This is a genomic window from Mycobacterium sp. E2733, assembly GCF_001667585.1.
Taxonomy (GTDB): domain Bacteria; phylum Actinomycetota; class Actinomycetes; order Mycobacteriales; family Mycobacteriaceae; genus Mycobacterium.
This window is the reverse complement of sequence record NZ_LZJZ01000130.1, coordinates 103,168-121,094: the sequence shown is the minus strand read 5'-3', so window position 1 is coordinate 121,094 and position 17,927 is coordinate 103,168. Positions and strand designations below refer to the sequence as shown.

Here is a 17,927-nt window from a genome sequence, read left to right as displayed (position 1 = left end):
ACCTGCAGCCGCACCCGGCTGATCCGGCCGAATCCGGGGCGGCCTCCCGCAGTGAGCTCATAGCCGCAGACCCGGGCCTCCAGCCGGGTCGGCGCGCCCTGCCAGTCACCGTCGGTGACCAACACGGTGCATCCCTTGCTGCGGGCCCGCGCCACCACCGCCCGCGCCCGGGTCTGCGGCACCCGGCGGCCGCCCAGGCCGAGGACCACCAGATCCATGCCGTCGACGAGCACCGCTGCCACCTCCACCGGATCGGTTCCGGGATCCGGTATCACCGCGACCCGACTCAGATCCGCCCCCATCTCCGCGGCGGCCAGCAGCCCGACGTCCGGCTGGCCGACGATTGCCACGTTGCCACCCGCTGCCGTCACCGCGGCCACCATGGCCAGCAGCAGCGACCGGGCGCCCGAGAGCACCGCCACCGTTCCGCGCGGCAGGGGCGCCGGCAGCGCCTCGGCCAGCCACCGCGGCAGCGCCAGCTGGGCTTCCGATTCCGGCAGCAGGTCGTCGGTGCGGGCGGATGTGGGCCCCGGCGCTTTTCCGGTGATCACGGCCATCCGCCGGCGCAGCGATTCGAGCTGCTCAGCACGGGTTTCCGGCCGGGCATCGGGGGCGAAAGCCGCAGTCATGACCAGCCTCCTACCACCGCTCTCGCACGACTATTTTCGAAAGTATGTTCGACTGATTGAGAGTAAACACCCGCCCTCCGACAACCGTCAAGAAACGGAAGGGGCGGCTTTATGCGATCGATACCGGTGGGGCGGATGGGTGTGAAGTGGCGGCGCTTTCGCGCCGGGCGGTCACTCCCACTCGATAGTGCCGGGGGGTTTGCTGGTGATGTCCAGCACCACGCGGTTGACCTCGGCCACCTCGTTGGTGATGCGGGTCGAGATGCGCTCCAGCACCTCGTAGGGCACTCGGGTCCAGTCGGCGGTCATGGCGTCCTCGCTGGACACCGGGCGCAGCACGATCGGGTGCCCGTAGGTGCGATTGTCGCCCTGCACACCGACCGAACGGACCTCGGCCAGCAGCACCACCGGGCACTGCCAGATCAGGCTGTCCAGGCCGGCGGCGGTGAGTTCCTCGCGCGCGATCGAGTCGGCGCGACGCAGGGTCTCCAACCGCTGAGCGGTGACCTCGCCGACGATCCGGATACCCAGGCCGGGGCCCGGAAAGGGTTGGCGCGCAACGATTTCCTCCGGAAGGCCGAGCTCACGCCCGACGGCGCGCACCTCGTCCTTGAACAGCAGCCGCAACGGCTCTACGAGCTTGAACTTCAGGTCGTCGGGCAGACCGCCGACGTTGTGGTGGCTCTTGATGTTGGCGGTTCCGCTGCCCCCACCGGATTCCACCACGTCGGGGTACAGCGTGCCCTGCACCAAGAACTCGACCTGAGAATCGGTATCCGCCCCACTCTCTAGCAAGATGTCTCGCACCGCACCCTCGAACGCACGGATGAACTGACGGCCGATGATCTTGCGCTTGCCCTCGGGGTTGGTCACCCCCGACAGCGCCTGCAGGAAGGTGTCCGCGGCGTCGACCGTGACCAGGTTGGCGCCGGTAGCGGCCACGAAATCGCGCTGCACCTGGTCGCGCTCGCCGGCGCGCAGGAGCCCATGGTCGACGAAGACACAGGTCAGCCGGTCCCCGATGGCGCGCTGTACCAGTGCGGCGGCCACCGCCGAGTCCACGCCGCCGGAGAGTCCACAGATCGCGTGGCCGCCGCCTATCTGTTCGCGCACCTGTTCCACCAGCGCGCTGGCGATGTTGGCGGGTGTCCACTCCCCGCCGAGCCCGGCGAAGTCGTGCAGGAAGCGGCTGAGCACCTGCTGCCCGTGCGGGGTGTGCATGACTTCGGGGTGATACTGCACCCCGGCCAGGCCGCGCGCCCGATTCTCGAACGCGGCCACCACCGCGCCCGGGCTGCTGGCCACGACGTCGAATCCGTCCGGTGCGGCCGTGACCGCGTCACCGTGGCTCATCCATACCGGCTGGGAACTCGGTAGGCCCGAATGAAGTTCCCCGCCAACAACTTTCAGCTCAGTGCGGCCGTACTCGCTGGTGCCGGTGTGGGCGACTGTCCCGCCCAGGGCCTGCGCCATGGCCTGGAATCCGTAGCAGATGCCGAACACGGGCACGCCGAGGTCGAACACCGCCGGATCGAGTTGCGGGGCGCCCGGCTCATAGACGCTGGACGGCCCCCCGGAGAGCACCAGCGCCACGGGCTCCCGGGCCTTGATCTCGTCGATCGAGGCGGTGTGCGGGATGACCTCGGAGAAGACCCGCGCCTCCCGGACGCGCCGGGCGATCAACTGCGCATACTGTGCGCCGAAATCGATCACCAACACGGGCCGCGGCGAGGGGGTTTCCACGGCAGCCAGCTTAGTGGCTGCGCCGTCACATCAAATGGGTCGGCCGCGCAATGCCGGCGGTCCGGGGTGTCCTGGTGGGTTCGGAATCAGCCCATACATTCCTTCGTTAGAAAAGGGAGCCTCTTCGTCAGACAGGAGCCGCCCTTGCGCAAGAATTCCGCGATAGGCCGGGGCAGCGTTGTCTCCGCCCGCGAACTGACCAGCGTTTCCGGGGACAGGGTGCCGATTCCCGATCCCGACCAACTCGTCCATTTGCAGTTCCGGCGCTTCGCCGGTTGTCCCATCTGCAACGTTCACCTGCAGTCGATCGTGCGCCGCCACGGCGAGATCGCCGACGCCGGTATCCGTGAGGTCGTGGTATTCCACTCGACCGACGATGAATTGCGGCAATACGTCGGCGATTTGCCGTTCGCGGTGATTGGCGACCCGGCCAAGGCGCTGTACGCCGAGTTCGGTGTCGGCTCGTCGCCGCGTTCCGTGCTCGACCCGCGCGCGGTTCCGCCGACGGTGGTGGCGATGGCCCGCCCCAGCTATTGGCGCAACCGGGGCGGCATGCCGGTGTCCAATCCGCGTCCGACCGGCGGCCATCTGGGCCTGCCCGCCGACTTCCTCATCGGCCCGGACGGCCGCGTGGTCGCGTGCAAGCGCGGCGGCCACGCCAACGACCAATGGTCGGTGGACGAGTTGCTGGCGCAGGCCTAAAGCGCGAACGCCTGACGTGCCGCGTCGGCGGCCGCCGGGTCGCCCGTCACGCTGATGCGCCGCAGCGCCGCCTTGCGCTTGGCCTCGTTCGCGCCCAGGCGGGCGGTCACCAGATCCGCCGCGGCGGCGGTGATCGTCACCGACGGTTCGCCGTGACCACCGGCTAGCCGGCCCTGGGTCACCGCGAAGTCGAAACGCCGGCCGTCGATCTCGGCCCGACAGCTCGCCTCCAACCCCGCCGCCTTGCCCGAGTCGAAGCCGAGCAGGATCCCGGCCAAGAACCCGTTGAGCGGTGACACCGCGCCGCCCTCGATCGGGTCCAACCGGTCCAGGCCGAACCATGCCACGCTCCTCAACACGGGCAACGCCCGCTGCCAGCCCATGTCGCTGAGGGTGTAGACGGTCCGCCCGATCGGGGCGGGCAGGTCGGCGCGGTCGACGAGCCCGGCGTCCTGCAGTTCTTTGAGCCGCTCGGCGAGCAGATTGGTTGCGATGCCGGGTAACTCGGCGCGCAAGTCACCGTAGCGGCGAGGGCCGCCGACCAGCTCGCGCAGGATCAGCAGCGTCCACCGCTCGCCCAGGACGTCGAGGCCTCGGGCGATTGGGCAGTTCTGGCTGTAGGTCCTGCGGGATGCCACCAGGCCAGCCTACCAACCGTAGACATGATTTTCAATCAGCTACTTGATTTATTTGTCCATTTGCTTTAGCGTCTTGTCTATGAGCACCGAACCCCTCTTACGGAACCGTCCCGTCCCCGCACTCGCCGTCATCTGTCTCGGCGTCTTCGTCATCAGCGTCGACGCCACCATCGTCAACGTCGCGCTGCCGACCCTGTCGCGCGAACTCGGCGCCAACACCGCCCAGCTGCAATGGATCGTCGACGCCTACACCCTGGTGATGTCGGGACTGCTGCTCTCGGCGGGCAGCCTCAGCGACCGCTTTGGCAGACGGGGCTGGCTGAACTCCGGACTGGCGCTTTTCGCCGCAACTTCCGCCGTTGCGGCACATACTGATTCGGCCGGCCAGTTGATCGCGGCCCGCGCCGCCATGGGGGTGGGCGCGGCGGTGATCTTTCCGACCACCCTTGGCTTGATCACCAACATCTTCACCGAACCGGCGGCGCGCGCCAAGGCGATCGGGCTGTGGGCGGCGATGGTCGGCGTCGGGGTGGCCGTGGGGCCGATCAGCGGCGGCTGGCTGCTCGAGCACTTCTGGTGGGGCTCGATCTTCATGGTGAACATCCCGATTGCGGTGCTGGCCATCGTCGGCGGCGTCCTTTTCGTGCCGACCTCGCGCGACCCGGCGGCACCGCGCGTCGACGTCGCCGGCCTGCTCTTATCGGCGGCCGGGATCACCGCGCTGGTCTACACGGTCATCCAGGCGCCCACCTGGGGATGGACCAACGGCCGGACCGTGGCCGGGTTCGCCTTGGCCGCAACGGTTCTGGCCGGATTCGCGCTGTGGGAGCGGCGCAGCGACCACCCCATGCTGGACGTGTCGGTGTTCGTCGACCGCCGGTTCTCCGGCGGAAGCCTGGCCGTGACCGCCGGCTTTCTGACCCTGTTCGGCTTCATCTTCGTCATCACGCAGTACTTCCAATTCATCAAGGACTACACCGCATTTCAGAGCGGGGTACGGCTGCTGCCGGTCGCCGCCACGATCGCGCTGGCCAGCATCGCGGGACCCCGGCTGGTGGAACGCGTCGGCACCACCGCCGTCGTCGCCGCCGGACTCACCGTCTTCGCCGCCGGGCTGGCGTGGGCGTCCACCGCCGACGCCGCCACGCCGTACACCCAAATCGCCACGCAGATGCTGCTGCTCGGCGGCGGCCTCGGCCTGACCGTTTCGCCGGCCACCGAGGCAATCATGGGGTCGTTGTCCGCCGATAAGGCTGGAGTGGGTTCGGCCGTCAACGACACCACGCGCGAACTCGGGGGCACGCTCGGCGTCGCCATCGCCGGCAGCATCTTCGCCTCGGTGTACTCGGGGCATCTCGGGGCGGCCGCGTTGACCGGATTGCCGGCCGAGCCAATGCGGCAATCGATGGCCCTGGCGCACAGGGTGATCCAGCAGCTGCCCGCGCCACAAGCCGGCTACGTCCGCGGTGTCGTCGATCGCGCGTTCCTGGACGGCCTGCAGGTGAGCTCGCTGGTCTGTGCCGGCGTCGCGTTGGGCGCCGCGCTCGTCGTCGGCTGGTTGTTGCCGGCACGTCAAATCGAAAGGGAAATGCCATGAATACCCGAGTATTGGTGACTGCGGCCACGGGCAGGATCGGGAGCGCGGTCGCCGCGCAGCTCTTGGAAAAGGGCGTTGCCACCAGGGCCATGGTGCATCGTGAGGATGCGCGCAGCGCGCGGCTGCGGGAGCTGGGCGCCGAGGTCGTCGTGGCCGATATGTTTGACATCCAACAGGTTACGGCCGCGCTGGACGAGGTCGACCGACTGTACTTCAACCCTCCGTACCACCCCCACGCGCTCGACAGCGCGGTCGCCTTCGCGTTGGCCGTACGCCGCGCAGGTGTGGAAGCGGTGGTGGCGCTCGGACAGTGGGCGGCCGGTCCGGAGCACCCCTCGCTGATGACCCGACAAGCATGGCTGACCGACAAGCTGTTCGACCTGCTGCCGGACACCGCCCACGTCGCCGTCGATCCCGGCTACTTCGCCGACAACTATTTGCAGGTGCTGCCACTGGCCGCCGCGCTGGGAATCCTGCCGGTCCCCACCGGCGCCCGCCGAAATGCGCCTCCCTCCAACGAAGACATCGCCCGCGTCGCCGTCGGCGCGCTGCTTGACCCGCACCGTCATGATGGCCGCGCGTACCGCCCGACCGGACCGGCCCTGCTTTCGGGAGCCGAGATCGCCGACGCGGTCGGTGAGGCGTTGGGCCGGCGCGTGCGCCACATCGACATCCCCCAATGGATGTTCATGCGCGCCGTGCGCGTCAATGCCAAGCGGCTCGGCGCCGACATGTTCTTCCAGTCCAGCCTGCGGCACTACCTGCCGGAATACGCCCTGGGCACCTGGGAAGTGGGTGGTCCCACCACGCATGTTCGTGATGTGGCCGGTGTGGAACCCGAAGACTTCCTGACCATCGCGCGCCGCTACGTCAACGGCCCCGAAACACGGCGCACCGCAGGTAATCTCATCCGGCAGCTCGGGAACTTCCTGTTGACCGGACTCGTACCGATGCACCGCCTGGACAAGTTCGACCGGCTCCAACAACATCCGCAACCCGCACATGCCCGGCTTTCCGGTCAATCCGCGGTGTGGCGGGCCGAGCACACCACACCGGAGAGGATGGCGACGCGATGAACACGAGCACTTACGTCCTCGGTCACGCCGACGTGGAGGTGCGGCGGCTCCTCCTGCAGGGGCGCCTGTACAACGACTACACTCAGCACGCGCTGCGGCTCGCCGGGCTGCGCCCGGGCATGCGGGTGCTCGATATCGGTTGCGGGCCCGGCGACGTCTCGTTCATCGCCGCGCGGCTGGTCGGACCGGCCGGAAGTGTCCTCGGCGTGGACGCCGCACCGGCGATGGTCGAGCTCGCACGGAACCGCGCCGCCGAACAAGGCCTGCGCGCAGCGCACTTCACGCAGGCCACCGTCGACGCGATCGCGCTGGACGAACCGGTGGACGCGGTCATCGGCCGGCTGATCCTGATGCACCTGCCCGACCCGGCCACCACGCTGCGGCACCTGGGCACCTTCGTGCGCCCCGGCGGCATCGTCGCGTTCTCCGAGAACGACATCACCGCGACGCGCAGCGTCCCGGACCTGCCGCTGTTCGAGCGGGTGACGGCGGGCATCGTCCGCGCCTTCGAGGCGATGGGCCTGTCCGCGCGGTTCGGCACCACGCTGCCCACCGTCTTCGCCGACGCCGGCCTCGGCGCGCCGCGCCTGACCCAGGGCACACCCATCGGCACCGCCGCCGACGCCGACATCCTGGCCTACGCCGCGGAAGTCTGGCGGTTGGTCTCCCCCATCGCGGAACAGGGCGGCTTCGCCATCGACGAGCTCGCCGACATCGAGAACTTCGTGCCACAATTCCGCCGGGAGGCGCTCGCGGCCGGCGCCCTCATCACGATGCCCCCGCTGATCACCGCATGGACGGAGGTCCGCAAATGACCGGCACCATCGCCAACCAGTACTCGACCGGCCTGTCCCGACGCAACATCGAACGGGCGCTGATATCCGCCGGGAAAGACCTCGACCGCCTGGTGCCCGCCGACCTGGGTGCGGTGGAGGACTTTCACACCATGGGCCGCTTCGCCACCAGCCGGCTGGTGGATCTGGCGGGCATCTCCAGCGAAAGTCGGGTGCTCGACGCGGGCAGCGGGATCGGCGGCGCGGCCCGGTACGTCGCCGACCGGTGCGGCTGCACGGTGGCGGCCGTGGATCTCACCGAGGAGTATTGCGAGACGAGCCGTTGGCTCAATCGCCTGGTCCGGCTCGACGAGCGGATATCGGTCCGGCAGGCGGACGTCACCCAACTTCCGTTTGCCGACGGCGCTTTTGACGTCGTCATCAGCCAGCACGTTCAGATGAACGTCGCCGACAAGGCGCGCCTCTACTCCGAAGCGCGCCGGGTACTGGCGGCCGGGGGCCGGATTGCGTTGTGGGACCTGACGATCGGGAACCAGGGCACGCTGGGGTATCCGCTGCCGTGGGCCGATGAACCCGAGCGCAGCCACCTGGTCACCCCTGACGAGTTGCGTGCGGTCATCGAGTCCGCCGGGTTCGCCGTGGAGCACTGGAACGACCTGACCGAGGAGGCGGCCGAGTTCATGCAGGCGCTGCTGGCCCGGCCCGCCACCCCGCTGGGTTTGCACGCCTTCGTCACCGACTTCGACCGGAAATTCGAGAACCTCACCGCCGCGCTGGCGGACGGGCGTCTTCGAGCCGTTCAGGGGGTCGCAGCGGCCGGGCGCGGGTGAACGTTTGGCGACAGACATGTCTGCATGGTGGAGTGGGTATCGCTGAACTAGTCCTCCAAGACCAGGAAGCGAGGTCCACCCGTGCTGGGTCTGCCCGAGAAGGTGCATGCCTGTCTGTTCGACCTCGACGGTGTGCTCACCGATACCGCGAGCGTGCACACCAAGGCCTGGAAGGCCATGTTCGACGACTACCTGTCCGAGCGGGCCAAGCGCACCGGCGAAGAATTCGTCCCGTTCGATGCGGCCGACGACTACCGGAAATACGTGGACGGTAAGAAGCGGGAGGACGGGGTCCGGTCCTTTCTGCAGAGCCGGGGGATCGACCTGCCCGACGGCAGTCCGGACGACCCGGGAGACGCCGAGACGGTATACGGCCTGGGCAACCGCAAGAACGACATGTTCCAACGGGTGCTGCGCGAGGACGGCGTCGAGGTCTTCGAGGGCTCGCGGCGATATCTGGAGGCAGCGTCGGCGGCCGGGCTGGGCATCGCCGTGGTGTCCTCCAGCGCCAACACCCGTGACGTCCTGGAGATCACCGGCCTGGACCAGTTCATCCAGAAGCGGGTGGACGGCGTCACGCTGCGCGACGAGCACATCGCCGGTAAGCCCGCGCCGGACTCCTACCTGCGCGGGGCGGAGCTGCTCGGCGTCGAGGCCGGGGCCGCGGCCGTGTTCGAGGACGCGATCTCGGGCGTGCAGGCCGGCCATGCCGGTAACTTCGGCTACGTGGTGGGTGTCGACCGAGTGGGCCAGGCCGACGATCTGCGACGCAACGGCGCCGACGTGGTGGTCACCGACCTCGCCGAGTTGCTGCCGTCATGATCGACGACGAAGCCTTCCCCGTCGATCCATGGCACGTCTGCGAAACCACGCTTGACCTGAACCTGTTGGCCCAGTCCGAATCCCTGTTCACCCTGTCCAACGGGCACATCGGGCTGCGCGGCAACCTCGACGAGGGTGAGCCCTACGGCTTGCCGGGCACCTACCTGAACTCCTTCTACGAAATCCGGCCGCTGCCCTACGCCGAGGCGGGCTACGGCTATCCGGAGGCCGGCCAGACGATCGTCGACGTCACCAACGGCAAGATCATCCGCCTGCTGGTCGAGGACGAGCCCTTCGACGTCCGCTACGGCGAATTGCTTTCGCACGAGCGGGTTCTCGACATGCGCGCCGGGACGATGACCCGCGGCGCGCATTGGCGCTCCCCCGCCGGCAAGGAGATCAAGCTGGTGTCCACCCGGCTGGTGTCGCTGGCCCAGCGCGGGGTAGCCGCCATCGAATACGTCGTAGAAGCGGTCGGCGATTTCGTTCGCGTGACGGTGCAGTCCGAACTGGTCACCAACGAAGACCAACCACAGACCTCGGGTGACCCGCGGGTGGCGGCCATTCTGGAGAGCCCGCTGGTGGCCGTCGCCCACGAAAACACCGAAACCGGGGCGCTTCTCATGCACCGCACCCGCAGCAGCGCCCTGATGATGTCGGCCGCCATGGACCATGAGATCGACGTTCCCGGCCGCGTCGAGTTCAGCACCGACGCCCGCGACGATCTGGCGCGGACCACCGTGATCTGTGGGCTGCGCGCCGGGCAGAAGCTGCGCATAGTCAAGTACCTGGCGTATGGCTGGTCGAGCATGCGCTCGCGCCCGGCCCTGCGCGACCAGGCCGCCGCCGCCATCCACAGCGCCCGCTACACCGGGTGGCAGGGGCTGCTGGATTCGCAGCGCGCCTACCTGGACGACTTCTGGGACAGCGCCGACGTCGAGGTCGAGGGCGACCCGGAATCCCAGCAAGCGGTGCGCTTCGGGCTTTTCCACCTGTTGCAGGCCAGCGTGCGCGCCGAGCGCCGCGCGATCCCGGCCAAGGGGCTCACCGGAACCGGCTACGACGGCCACGCCTTCTGGGACACCGAAAGTTACGTGCTGCCGGTGCTCACCTACACCGCGCCGCATGCGGTGGCCGACGCGCTGCGGTGGCGGGCGTCGACCCTGGACCTCGCCAAGGAGCGGGCGGCCGAGCTGGGCCTGCAGGGCGCCGCCTTCCCCTGGCGGACCATCCGCGGGCAGGAATGCTCGGCCTACTGGCCGGCCGGCACGGCGGCCTGGCACATCAACGCCGACATCGCCATGGCCTTCGAGCGGTACCGCATCGTCACCGGCGACGAGGAACTGGAGAAGAATTGTGGCCTCGCGGTGCTCGTCGAGACGGCCCGGCTCTGGCTCTCCCTCGGCCACCACGACCGGCACGGCGTCTGGCACCTCGACGGCGTCACCGGCCCCGACGAGTACACGGCGATCGTGCGCGACAACGTCTTCACCAACCTGATGGCCGCGCACAACCTGCGCACCGCCGCCGATGCCTGCAACCGCCACCCAGAGGTGGCGGAGTCGTTGGGCGTCACCACCGAGGAGACGGCTTGCTGGCGCGACGCGGCCGACGCCGCGAACATTCCCTACGACGCCGGCCTGGGGGTCCACCAGCAGTGCGAGGGGTTCACCACGCTGGCGGAGTGGGACTTCCAAGAGAACCACGACTATCCGTTGCTGCTGCACGACCCGTACGTGCGGCTCTATCCGGCGCAGGTGATCAAGCAGGCGGACCTGGTGCTGGCGATGCAGTGGCAGAGCCACGCGTTCACGCCGGAACAGAAGGCGCGCAACGTCGATTACTACGAGCGGCGCATGGTGCGCGACTCGTCGCTGTCCGCCTGCACCCAGGCCGTGATGTGCGCCGAGGTCGGGCACCTGGAGTTGGCGCACGACTACGCCTACGAGGCCGGGCTGATCGACCTGCGCGACCTGCACCACAACACCCGCGACGGCTTGCACATGGCATCGCTCGCCGGCGCGTGGACGGCACTGGTGGGCGGCTTCGGCGGGCTGCGCGACGACGAGGGCATCCTCTCACTAAATCCCGCGCTGCCCGATGGCATTTCGCGGCTGAGATTCCGGCTCCGGTGGCGCGATTTCCGGCTTACTGTCGACGTGAACCATTCCGAAGTCACCTACACGGTGCGCGACGGGCCGGGCGGCCAGCTCACCATCCGGCATGCGGGCGAGGAGATCACCCTGAGCACCGATGCGCCGAAAACGATTGCGGTGCGCCACCGTAAGCCGCTGCTGGCTCCCCCGCAGCAGCCGCCGGGCCGCGAGCCACTACACCGTAGGGCGCTGGCGCGGAACAAGTAGGCATCAGCCGGACCTGAGGATCCGCCCCACCTCCGCGCCCACGGCCTGCCGTATCTCATCGTCCGTCAGCTCGTCGATTTCCGTCGCCGAGCGCAGGATCGGCGCAAACAGCCGCCAACCGAATTGCAGCGCAAGAGCATTGGCGACGGCGAGGCGCGCGTCGATCTCGTTGTCGTGAAGCGGCCGCACCCAGCCGAGTAGCGTCGCGATGTTGGGAAAGCGCTTCTGCAGCTGCCCCGCCGGATACCCGTCGAGCACAGTGCGGGCCATGACCCGCATCTGCCGGTCGAGGGCCCGGTCCAGGACGTCGGCGGGCGCCTCGGCGCTCAGCAGGGCGCTCAGGTTGGCGCCCAGATGATCGAGCACGGCGCCGACCAGATTCTCCTTGGTACCGAAGTGGCGAAACACCAGCCCGTGGTTGACGTTGGAGCGCGCGGCGATGTCGCGGATCGACGTCGCGGCAGGGCCCCGTTCGGCGAACAGGTCGGTGGCGGCCTCCAGGATCGCCGCGGCGACCTCGGCCCGCCCGGTGGGCATGTTTGCGCGGCCACTTGCGGAACGTGTAGTCATGTGACTACAGTACGCGATGTAGTCAGTTGACTACACCCCTTTTCACACGAGGATGATGAAAATGATCGGTCAGATAACCGTCACCAAGCTGGGCAGCCGCATCGGCGCGCGGGTCGACGGGGTGCGCCTCGGGGGGGACCTCGACCCGGGGGCGATCGAGAAGATCCGTCAGGCGCTGCTGGCCCACAAGGTGGTCTTCTTCCGCCACCAGCACCACCTCGACGACGACGCGCAGCTGGCGTTCGCCGGGCTACTGGGCACGCCCGTCGGCCACCCGGCCGCCGAGGTGCTCGCCGCCAAGAACGCGCCGGTCATCACGCCGATCAACTCCGAGTACGGCAAGGCGACCCGCTGGCACACCGACGTCACGTTCGTCGCGAACTACCCGGCGGCGTCGATCCTGCGGGCGGTCACCCTGCCCCGGTATGGCGGATCGACGCTGTGGGCCAACACCGCGGCCGCCTACGAGCACCTGCCGGAGCCGCTCGCCTGGCTCGTCGACGACCTGTGGGCGCTGCACACCAACCGCTACGACTACATCACGCCTGAAGCGTTGACCGACGCGCAGCGCGCATTCCGGCACGCCTTCGAGAAGCCGGATTTCCGCACCGAGCATCCCGTGGTGCGGGTGCACCCGGAGACCGGTGAACGCACGCTGCTACTGGGCGATTTCGTGCGCGGGTTCGTCGGCCTGGACAGCTACGAATCGACGGTGCTCTTCGATCTGCTGCAACGGCGAATAACCATGCCCGAGAACACCATTCGCTGGAGCTGGGCGCCCGGCGACGTGGCCATCTGGGACAACCGGGCCACCCAGCACCGCGCCATCGACGACTACGACGACCAGCCCCGGCTGATGCACCGCGTCACGCTGATGGGTGACGTGCCCTTCAACGTGCACCGTCAACGCAGCCGGGTGGTCAGCGGCGCCCCGCTCGAGGCGATCGCGAGCTAGCCGGCCGAGGGCACCGGGGTGATCGGCAACCAGCGCAGCGCGCCGGGCGCGGTTGCCGGCACCACCGGATGCTCCGGGGCGATCGGGTCCAGCCGGCGGTAGGGCTCGCCCTGCGCCGGGCGCTGATCGTTCTCGCCCTTGTTCGGCCACAGCGAGGCCGCGCGCTCGGCCTGCGCGGTGATGGACAGTGACGGGTTGACGCCCAGGTTAGCCGAGATCGCGGCGCCGTCGACCACGAACATCGTGGGGTAGCCGTAGACCCGGTGGTAGGGGTCGATGACGCCGTGCTCGGCACTGTCGCCGATGGCCGCACCGCCGAGGAAGTGCGCGGTCAGCGGGATGTTGAAGAGCTCACCCCAGGTGCCGCCGGCCACGCCGTCGATCTTTTCCGCAATGCGCCGGGTGACCCTGTTCCCGACGGGGTTCCAGGCCGGGTTGGGTTCACCGTGTCCCTGCTTGCTGGTGTACCAGCGGATGCCCAGCTTCCCGCGCTTGGTGTAGGTGGTGATCGAGTTGTCCAGGTGCTGCATGACCAGAGCGATCAGGGTGCGCTCGCTCCACTGGTGGACGTTGAGCATCCGCATCATGCGCCGCGGATCCTCGCGGGCCTGGTCCAACAGCTGCTTCCAGCGCGGCACGTCGGTGCCCTCCGGACCGGTGCCGTCGGTCATCAGCGTCTGCAACAGGCCCATCGCGTTGGACCCCTTGCCATAACGGCAGGGTTCGACGTGGGTGTCCGAGGTCGGGTGGATCGACGAGGTGATGGCCACCCCGTGCGTCAGATCCAGCTTCGGGTCCACCTCGAGCTTCCCGGCGCCGACGATGGACTCGGAGTTGGTGCGGGTCAGCACGCCGAGCCGCTCCGACAGGCGCGGCAACTTGCCCCTGTCGCGCATCTTGAACAGCAGATGTTGCGTCCCCCAGGTGCCCGCGGCCAGGATCAGGTGCGTCGCGGTGTAGGTGCGCCGGTCCCTGCGTAGCCAGCTTCCGGTGCGCACGGTGCGCACCTCCCACACGCCGTCGGGGCGTTGCTGGAATCCCTTGACCGTCGTCATCGGAATGACTTGCGCGCCAGCCGATTCGGCGAGGCCGAGGTAGTTCTTCAGCAGCGTGTTCTTGGCGCCGTAACGGCAGCCCGTCATGCAGCAACCGCACTCCAGGCAGCCGGTGCGCTCCGGTCCCGCGCCGCCGAAATACGGGTCCGGCACCGTCTTGCCGGGCGTCTTGGCGCCGTCGGGGCCGAAGAACACCCCTACCGGGGTGGGCACAAAGGTGTCACCGCAACCCATCTCGTCGGCGACTTCCTTCAGGACGCGGTCGGCGTCGGTGAAGGTCGGGTTGGTGACCACCCCGAGCATCCGTTTCGCCTGCTCGTAATGCGGCATCAACTCGTCGCGCCAGTTGGTGATGTGCGACCACTGCCGGTCGGAGAAGAACGGCTCCGGCGGCACGTAGAGCGTGTTGGCGTAGTTCAGCGAGCCGCCGCCAACGCCGGCGCCGGCCAAGATCATCACGTTCTTCAAGGGATGGATCCGCTGGATGCCGTAGCAACCCAGCCTCGGCGCCCACAGGAACTTGCGCAGGTCCCAGGACGTCTCGGCGAAGTCCTCGTCGGCGAAGCGCCGCCCCGCCTCCAATACGCCTACGCGGTAGCCCTTTTCGGTGAGCCGCAGCGCGCTGACGCTGCCCCCGAAACCCGAACCGATGATCAGAACGTCGTAATCCGGCCTCATCGCACCAGTATGGCCTTGCTCAGGGGTAACGAGCCACTGCCCCCGGGGCCGGACGTTAGGGGGCGAGCGTCACGCTGGCGTGGCGCTCGATCGTGGCCGTCGCTCTGGCGTGACGCTCGGCGGTGCCCCACGCTCGGCGCTGCCCGACGAGCCACTGCCCCCCGGCCGCAGGTGGCATCAGCTTCCAGTGGTCAGCCCGACCTTCTGGAACTCCTTGAGGTCGCAATAGCCTGCCTTGGCCATCGACCGGCGCAGGCCACCGACCAGGTTCAGGGATCCGAACGGATCGTCGGAGGGCCCGTTGAGCACCCGCTCCAGCGGCGGGCGCTCGCCCAGCGCGATCTGCAGCAGCGCCCCGCGCGGCAACGACGGGTGCGCCGCCGCGGCCGGCCAGAACCAGCCCTCGCCGAGCGCCTCGGCGGATTCGGCGAGCGGGGTGCCGAGCACCACCGCGTCAGCGCCGCAGGCGATCGCCTTCGCCAGCTCGCCGGAGGTGTGGATGTCGCCGTCGGCCAGCACGTGCACGTAGCGGCCGCCGGTCTCGTCGAGGTATTCGCGCCGCGCGGCGGCGGCGTCGGCGATGGCCGTCGCCATCGGCACGCTGATGCCCAGCACCTCGTCGCTGGTCGTCACGCCCCGGGTGGAGCCGTAGCCGACGATGACGCCGGCGGCGCCGGTGCGCATCAGGTGCAGCGCGGTACGGTGGTCGAGCACCCCGCCGGCCACCACCGGGACGTCGAGCTCGGAGATGAAGGTCTTCAGGTTCAGTGGCTCGCCATCGCTGGCCACCCGCTCCGCGGAGACGATGGTGCCCTGGATGACCAGCAGGTCGATGCCGGCCTGCAGCAGTACCGGGGTCAGCGCCTGCGCGTTCTGCGGGCTGACCCGCACCGCCGTGGTCACCCCGGCCTCCCGGATGCGCGCGACGGCGGATCCCAGCAGGTCGGGGTTCAGGGGGGCGGCGTGGAATTCCTGCAGCAGCCGGATCGCGGCCGACGGTTCGGGTTCCTTGCTGGCGGCCTCGACGAGCTGGGCGATCTTGCCCTCTACGTCGGCGTGCCGGCCCATCAGCCCCTCGCCGTTGAGCACGCCGAGCCCGCCCAGCCTGCCGAGCTCGATGGCGAACTCCGGCGACACCAGCGCGTCGGTCGGGTGGGCCACCACCGGGATCTCGAAGCGGTACGCGTCCAGCTGCCAGGTCGTCGACACGTCCTGCGACGACCGGGTGCGCCGCGACGGGACGATGCTGACTTCGCTCAGTTCATAGGTACGGCGGGCGTTACGGCCCATCCCGATTTCGACCATCCCGGCCTCAGCGCGCAAAGTAGTTGGGCGCTTCGACGGTCATCGCGACGTCGTGCGGATGGCTTTCACGCAGCCCGGCCGAGGTGATCCGGACGAATTGCGCCTGCTGCAGCGCCTCGATGGTGGGCGATCCGGTGTAGCCCATCGCGGCGCGCAGACCGCCGGTGAGCTGGTGGATCACCGAGGACAGCGGTCCGCGGAACGGCACCCGGCCCTCGATTCCCTCGGGCACCAGCTTGTCCTCGCTCAAAGCGTCGTCGGCGAAGTAGCGATCCTTGGAGTACGACTTCGCACCGCCCCGGCCCTGCATGGCGCCCAGCGACCCCATCCCGCGATAGCTCTTGAACTGCTTGCCGTTGACGAAGATCAGCTCGCCGGGGGCCTCGGCGGTGCCGGCCAGCAGCGACCCCAGCATGGCCGTCGACGCGCCGGCGGCCAGGGCCTTGGCGATGTCGCCGGAATACTGCAGTCCGCCGTCGGCGATCACCGGCACGCCCGTCGGCCCGCAGGCCGCGACGGCCTCCAGGATCGCCGTGATTTGTGGCGCGCCGACCCCGGCCACCACTCGGGTTGTGCAGATCGAGCCCGGTCCCACGCCCACCTTGACCGCGTCGGCGCCGGCATCGACCAGCGCCAGCGCCGCGGCCCGGGTGGCGACGTTCCCGCCGATCACCTCGACCTTTTGGCCAACCTCGGCCTTGAGCTTGCCGACCATGTCGAGCACCAGCCGGTTGTGCGCGTGCGCGGTGTCGACGATGAGGACGTCGGCCCCGGCGTCGACCAGCATCATCGCGCGGACCCAGGCGTCGCCGCCGACGCCGACGGCGGCACCCACCAGCAGCCGGCCGTCGCTGTCCTTGGTGGCCAGCGGGTGCTGTTCGGTCTTGACGAAGTCCTTGACGGTGATCAGCCCGGTGAGCCGGCCGTGGCCGTCGACGACGGGCAGCTTCTCGATCTTGTTGCGCCGCAACAGCCCGAGCGCCGCGTCGGCGCTCACCCCTTCCTGGGCGGTGATCAGCGGGGCCTTGGTCATCACCTCGGCGACCTTGCGCGTCTGGTCCACCTCGAACCGCATGTCGCGGTTGGTGATGATGCCGACCAGCGCGCCGACGTCGTCGACCACCGGCAGGCCCGAGATGCGGAACCGGGCACACAGCGCGTCCACCTGCGCCAGGGTGTTGTCGGGGCGGCAGGTGACCGGGTCGGTGACCATGCCGGCCTCCGAGCGCTTCACCATCTCGACCTGGCCGGCCTGCTCGGCGACGGGCAGGTTGCGGTGCAGCACGCCCATGCCGCCCGCCCGCGCCATGGCGATGGCCATCCGCGACTCGGTGACCGTGTCCATCGCCGAGCTGACCAGCGGCACTTTGAGCCTGATCTTCTTGGTGAGCTGGCTGGACGTGTCGGCGGTGGCGGGAACCACATCGGAAGCGGCGGGCAGCAGCAGGACGTCGTCGAAGGTGAGGCCGAGCATCGCGATCTTGTGCGGGTTGTCACCCCCGGTGGGCACGGGGTCGTCGATCAGTCCGCCAACGCGCACGTAGGGGCTGCCGACGAGGTCGGAACTGTCTTCCAGGCGGGACATGCCACGGGTCATCGGTGGGGCCCTCCATACGATGCGGCGCGAGAACCCCATCCTATCGGCTCGGCCGCCGCCCCGACCCGCTTGCCGGGGCGCGCCGCGGGCGCCAAAACGGCACGGGAACGACGGGCGGCTTGGCTGCTGGCGTTATCCCGGCCCGGCTGCGTAGGCTAGTGTGCGTGCGCGATCACCTCCCACCGGGTTTGCCGCCCGACCCCTTCGCCGATGACCCCTGCGATCCGTCGGCTGCGCTGGAAGCCGTAGAGCCCGGGCAACCCCTGGACGCCCAAGAGCGGATGGCGGTCGAGGCGGACCTGGCCGACCTGGCGGTTTACGAGGCGCTCTTGGCGCACAAGGGCATTCGCGGACTCGTGGTGTGCTGCGACGAATGTCAGCAGGATCACTACCACGACTGGGACATGCTGCGGGCGAACCTGTTGCAGCTGCTGATCGACGGCACCGTCCGCCCCCACGAGCCCGCCTACGACCCCGAGCCGGACGCCTACGTCACGTGGGACTACTGCCGGGGATACGCCGACGCCTCGCTCAACGAGGCCACCTCGGACGCCGACGGATACCGCCGCTGAG

16 protein-coding genes are annotated in these 17,927 nt (G+C 69.0%); 9 read left to right on the top strand and 7 right to left on the bottom strand.

Features of this window, described 5'->3' with window-relative positions; translation table 11 throughout:
• A partial coding sequence (locus A5678_RS23735; RefSeq protein ID WP_068047726.1) for a hypothetical protein occupies window positions 1-629 on the bottom strand: 629 nt, incomplete at its 3' end.
• Window positions 630-800: 171 nt separating this feature from the next.
• Window positions 801-2,381 carry a glutamine-hydrolyzing GMP synthase gene (gene guaA / locus A5678_RS23730; RefSeq protein ID WP_197502239.1) on the bottom strand — a complete coding sequence of 527 codons (1,581 nt, stop codon included), beginning with the start codon at window positions 2,379-2,381 and terminating at the stop codon, window positions 801-803.
• 135 nt (window positions 2,382-2,516) lie between these two features.
• Between guaA and A5678_RS23725 the strand changes: the two genes are divergently transcribed.
• Window positions 2,517-3,074, top strand: a complete 558-nt coding sequence (locus A5678_RS23725) for a peroxiredoxin-like family protein (RefSeq protein ID WP_082945713.1) — start codon at window positions 2,517-2,519, stop codon at window positions 3,072-3,074.
• Here the strand turns inward: A5678_RS23725 and A5678_RS23720 are convergent.
• Window positions 3,071-3,712 (bottom strand): helix-turn-helix domain-containing protein, encoded by a 642-nt coding sequence (locus tag A5678_RS23720; RefSeq protein WP_068047720.1) that lies wholly within the window; start codon window positions 3,710-3,712, stop codon window positions 3,071-3,073. The genes A5678_RS23725 and A5678_RS23720 overlap by 4 nt on opposite strands.
• A 79-nt stretch (window positions 3,713-3,791) precedes the next feature.
• On the opposite strand from A5678_RS23720, the gene A5678_RS23715 reads away from it, so the two are divergent.
• The 6 genes from A5678_RS23715 to A5678_RS23690 all read left to right on the top strand — a co-directional run bounded on the left by A5678_RS23715 (window position 3,792) and on the right by A5678_RS23690 (window position 11,194).
• Complete coding sequence (locus A5678_RS23715) at window positions 3,792-5,309, top strand: MFS transporter (protein WP_068047718.1); 1,518 nt, start codon at window positions 3,792-3,794, stop codon at window positions 5,307-5,309.
• A complete protein-coding gene (locus A5678_RS23710) occupies window positions 5,306-6,385 on the top strand; it encodes an NmrA family NAD(P)-binding protein (RefSeq protein WP_068047715.1) in 1,080 nt (359 codons plus the stop codon). The genes A5678_RS23715 and A5678_RS23710 overlap by 4 nt, the downstream gene beginning before the upstream one ends.
• Window positions 6,382-7,200 (top strand): methyltransferase domain-containing protein, encoded by an 819-nt coding sequence (locus tag A5678_RS23705; RefSeq protein WP_068047713.1) that lies wholly within the window; start codon window positions 6,382-6,384, stop codon window positions 7,198-7,200. The genes A5678_RS23710 and A5678_RS23705 overlap by 4 nt, the downstream gene beginning before the upstream one ends.
• On the top strand, window positions 7,197-8,009 hold the full coding sequence (locus A5678_RS23700; protein ID WP_068047710.1) for a class I SAM-dependent methyltransferase: 813 nt from the start codon (window positions 7,197-7,199) through the stop codon (window positions 8,007-8,009). The genes A5678_RS23705 and A5678_RS23700 overlap by 4 nt, the downstream gene beginning before the upstream one ends.
• Window positions 8,010-8,090: 81 nt before the next feature.
• A complete protein-coding gene (locus A5678_RS23695; protein ID WP_068047707.1) occupies window positions 8,091-8,831 on the top strand; it encodes a beta-phosphoglucomutase family hydrolase in 741 nt (246 codons plus the stop codon).
• Entirely contained in the window at window positions 8,828-11,194 is a 2,367-nt protein-coding gene (locus tag A5678_RS23690; protein ID WP_068047704.1) for a glycoside hydrolase family 65 protein, read from the top strand. The genes A5678_RS23695 and A5678_RS23690 overlap by 4 nt, the downstream gene beginning before the upstream one ends.
• 3 nt (window positions 11,195-11,197) lie before the next feature.
• On the opposite strand, the gene A5678_RS23685 is transcribed toward A5678_RS23690, so the two are convergent.
• Window positions 11,198-11,764: a TetR/AcrR family transcriptional regulator gene (locus A5678_RS23685; RefSeq protein ID WP_068047701.1), complete on the bottom strand. Its 567-nt coding sequence runs from the start codon at window positions 11,762-11,764 to the stop codon at window positions 11,198-11,200.
• A 61-nt stretch (window positions 11,765-11,825) separates the two neighbouring features.
• Between A5678_RS23685 and A5678_RS23680 the strand changes: the two genes are divergently transcribed.
• Window positions 11,826-12,719 carry a TauD/TfdA family dioxygenase gene (locus A5678_RS23680; protein WP_068047773.1) on the top strand — a complete coding sequence of 298 codons (894 nt, stop codon included), beginning with the start codon at window positions 11,826-11,828 and terminating at the stop codon, window positions 12,717-12,719.
• On the opposite strand, the gene A5678_RS23675 is transcribed toward A5678_RS23680, so the two are convergent.
• From A5678_RS23675 to guaB, 3 genes are all read right to left on the bottom strand, one after another.
• On the bottom strand, window positions 12,716-14,452 hold the full coding sequence (locus A5678_RS23675; protein ID WP_068047698.1) for a GMC family oxidoreductase: 1,737 nt from the start codon (window positions 14,450-14,452) through the stop codon (window positions 12,716-12,718). The genes A5678_RS23680 and A5678_RS23675 overlap by 4 nt on opposite strands.
• Window positions 14,453-14,629: 177 nt before the next feature.
• The gene (locus A5678_RS23670) at window positions 14,630-15,757 is read right to left on the bottom strand and encodes a GuaB3 family IMP dehydrogenase-related protein (protein WP_068047695.1); all 1,128 of its coding nucleotides are present in this window, start codon (window positions 15,755-15,757) and stop codon (window positions 14,630-14,632) included.
• 7 nt (window positions 15,758-15,764) lie between these two features.
• The gene (guaB, locus tag A5678_RS23665; RefSeq protein WP_068047692.1) at window positions 15,765-17,354 is read right to left on the bottom strand and encodes an IMP dehydrogenase; all 1,590 of its coding nucleotides are present in this window, start codon (window positions 17,352-17,354) and stop codon (window positions 15,765-15,767) included.
• A 164-nt stretch (window positions 17,355-17,518) separates the two neighbouring features.
• Between guaB and A5678_RS23660 the strand changes: the two genes are divergently transcribed.
• Complete coding sequence (locus tag A5678_RS23660; RefSeq protein WP_046186907.1) at window positions 17,519-17,926, top strand: DUF5319 domain-containing protein; 408 nt, start codon at window positions 17,519-17,521, stop codon at window positions 17,924-17,926.
• The last annotated feature ends 1 nt before the right edge of the window (window position 17,927 follow it).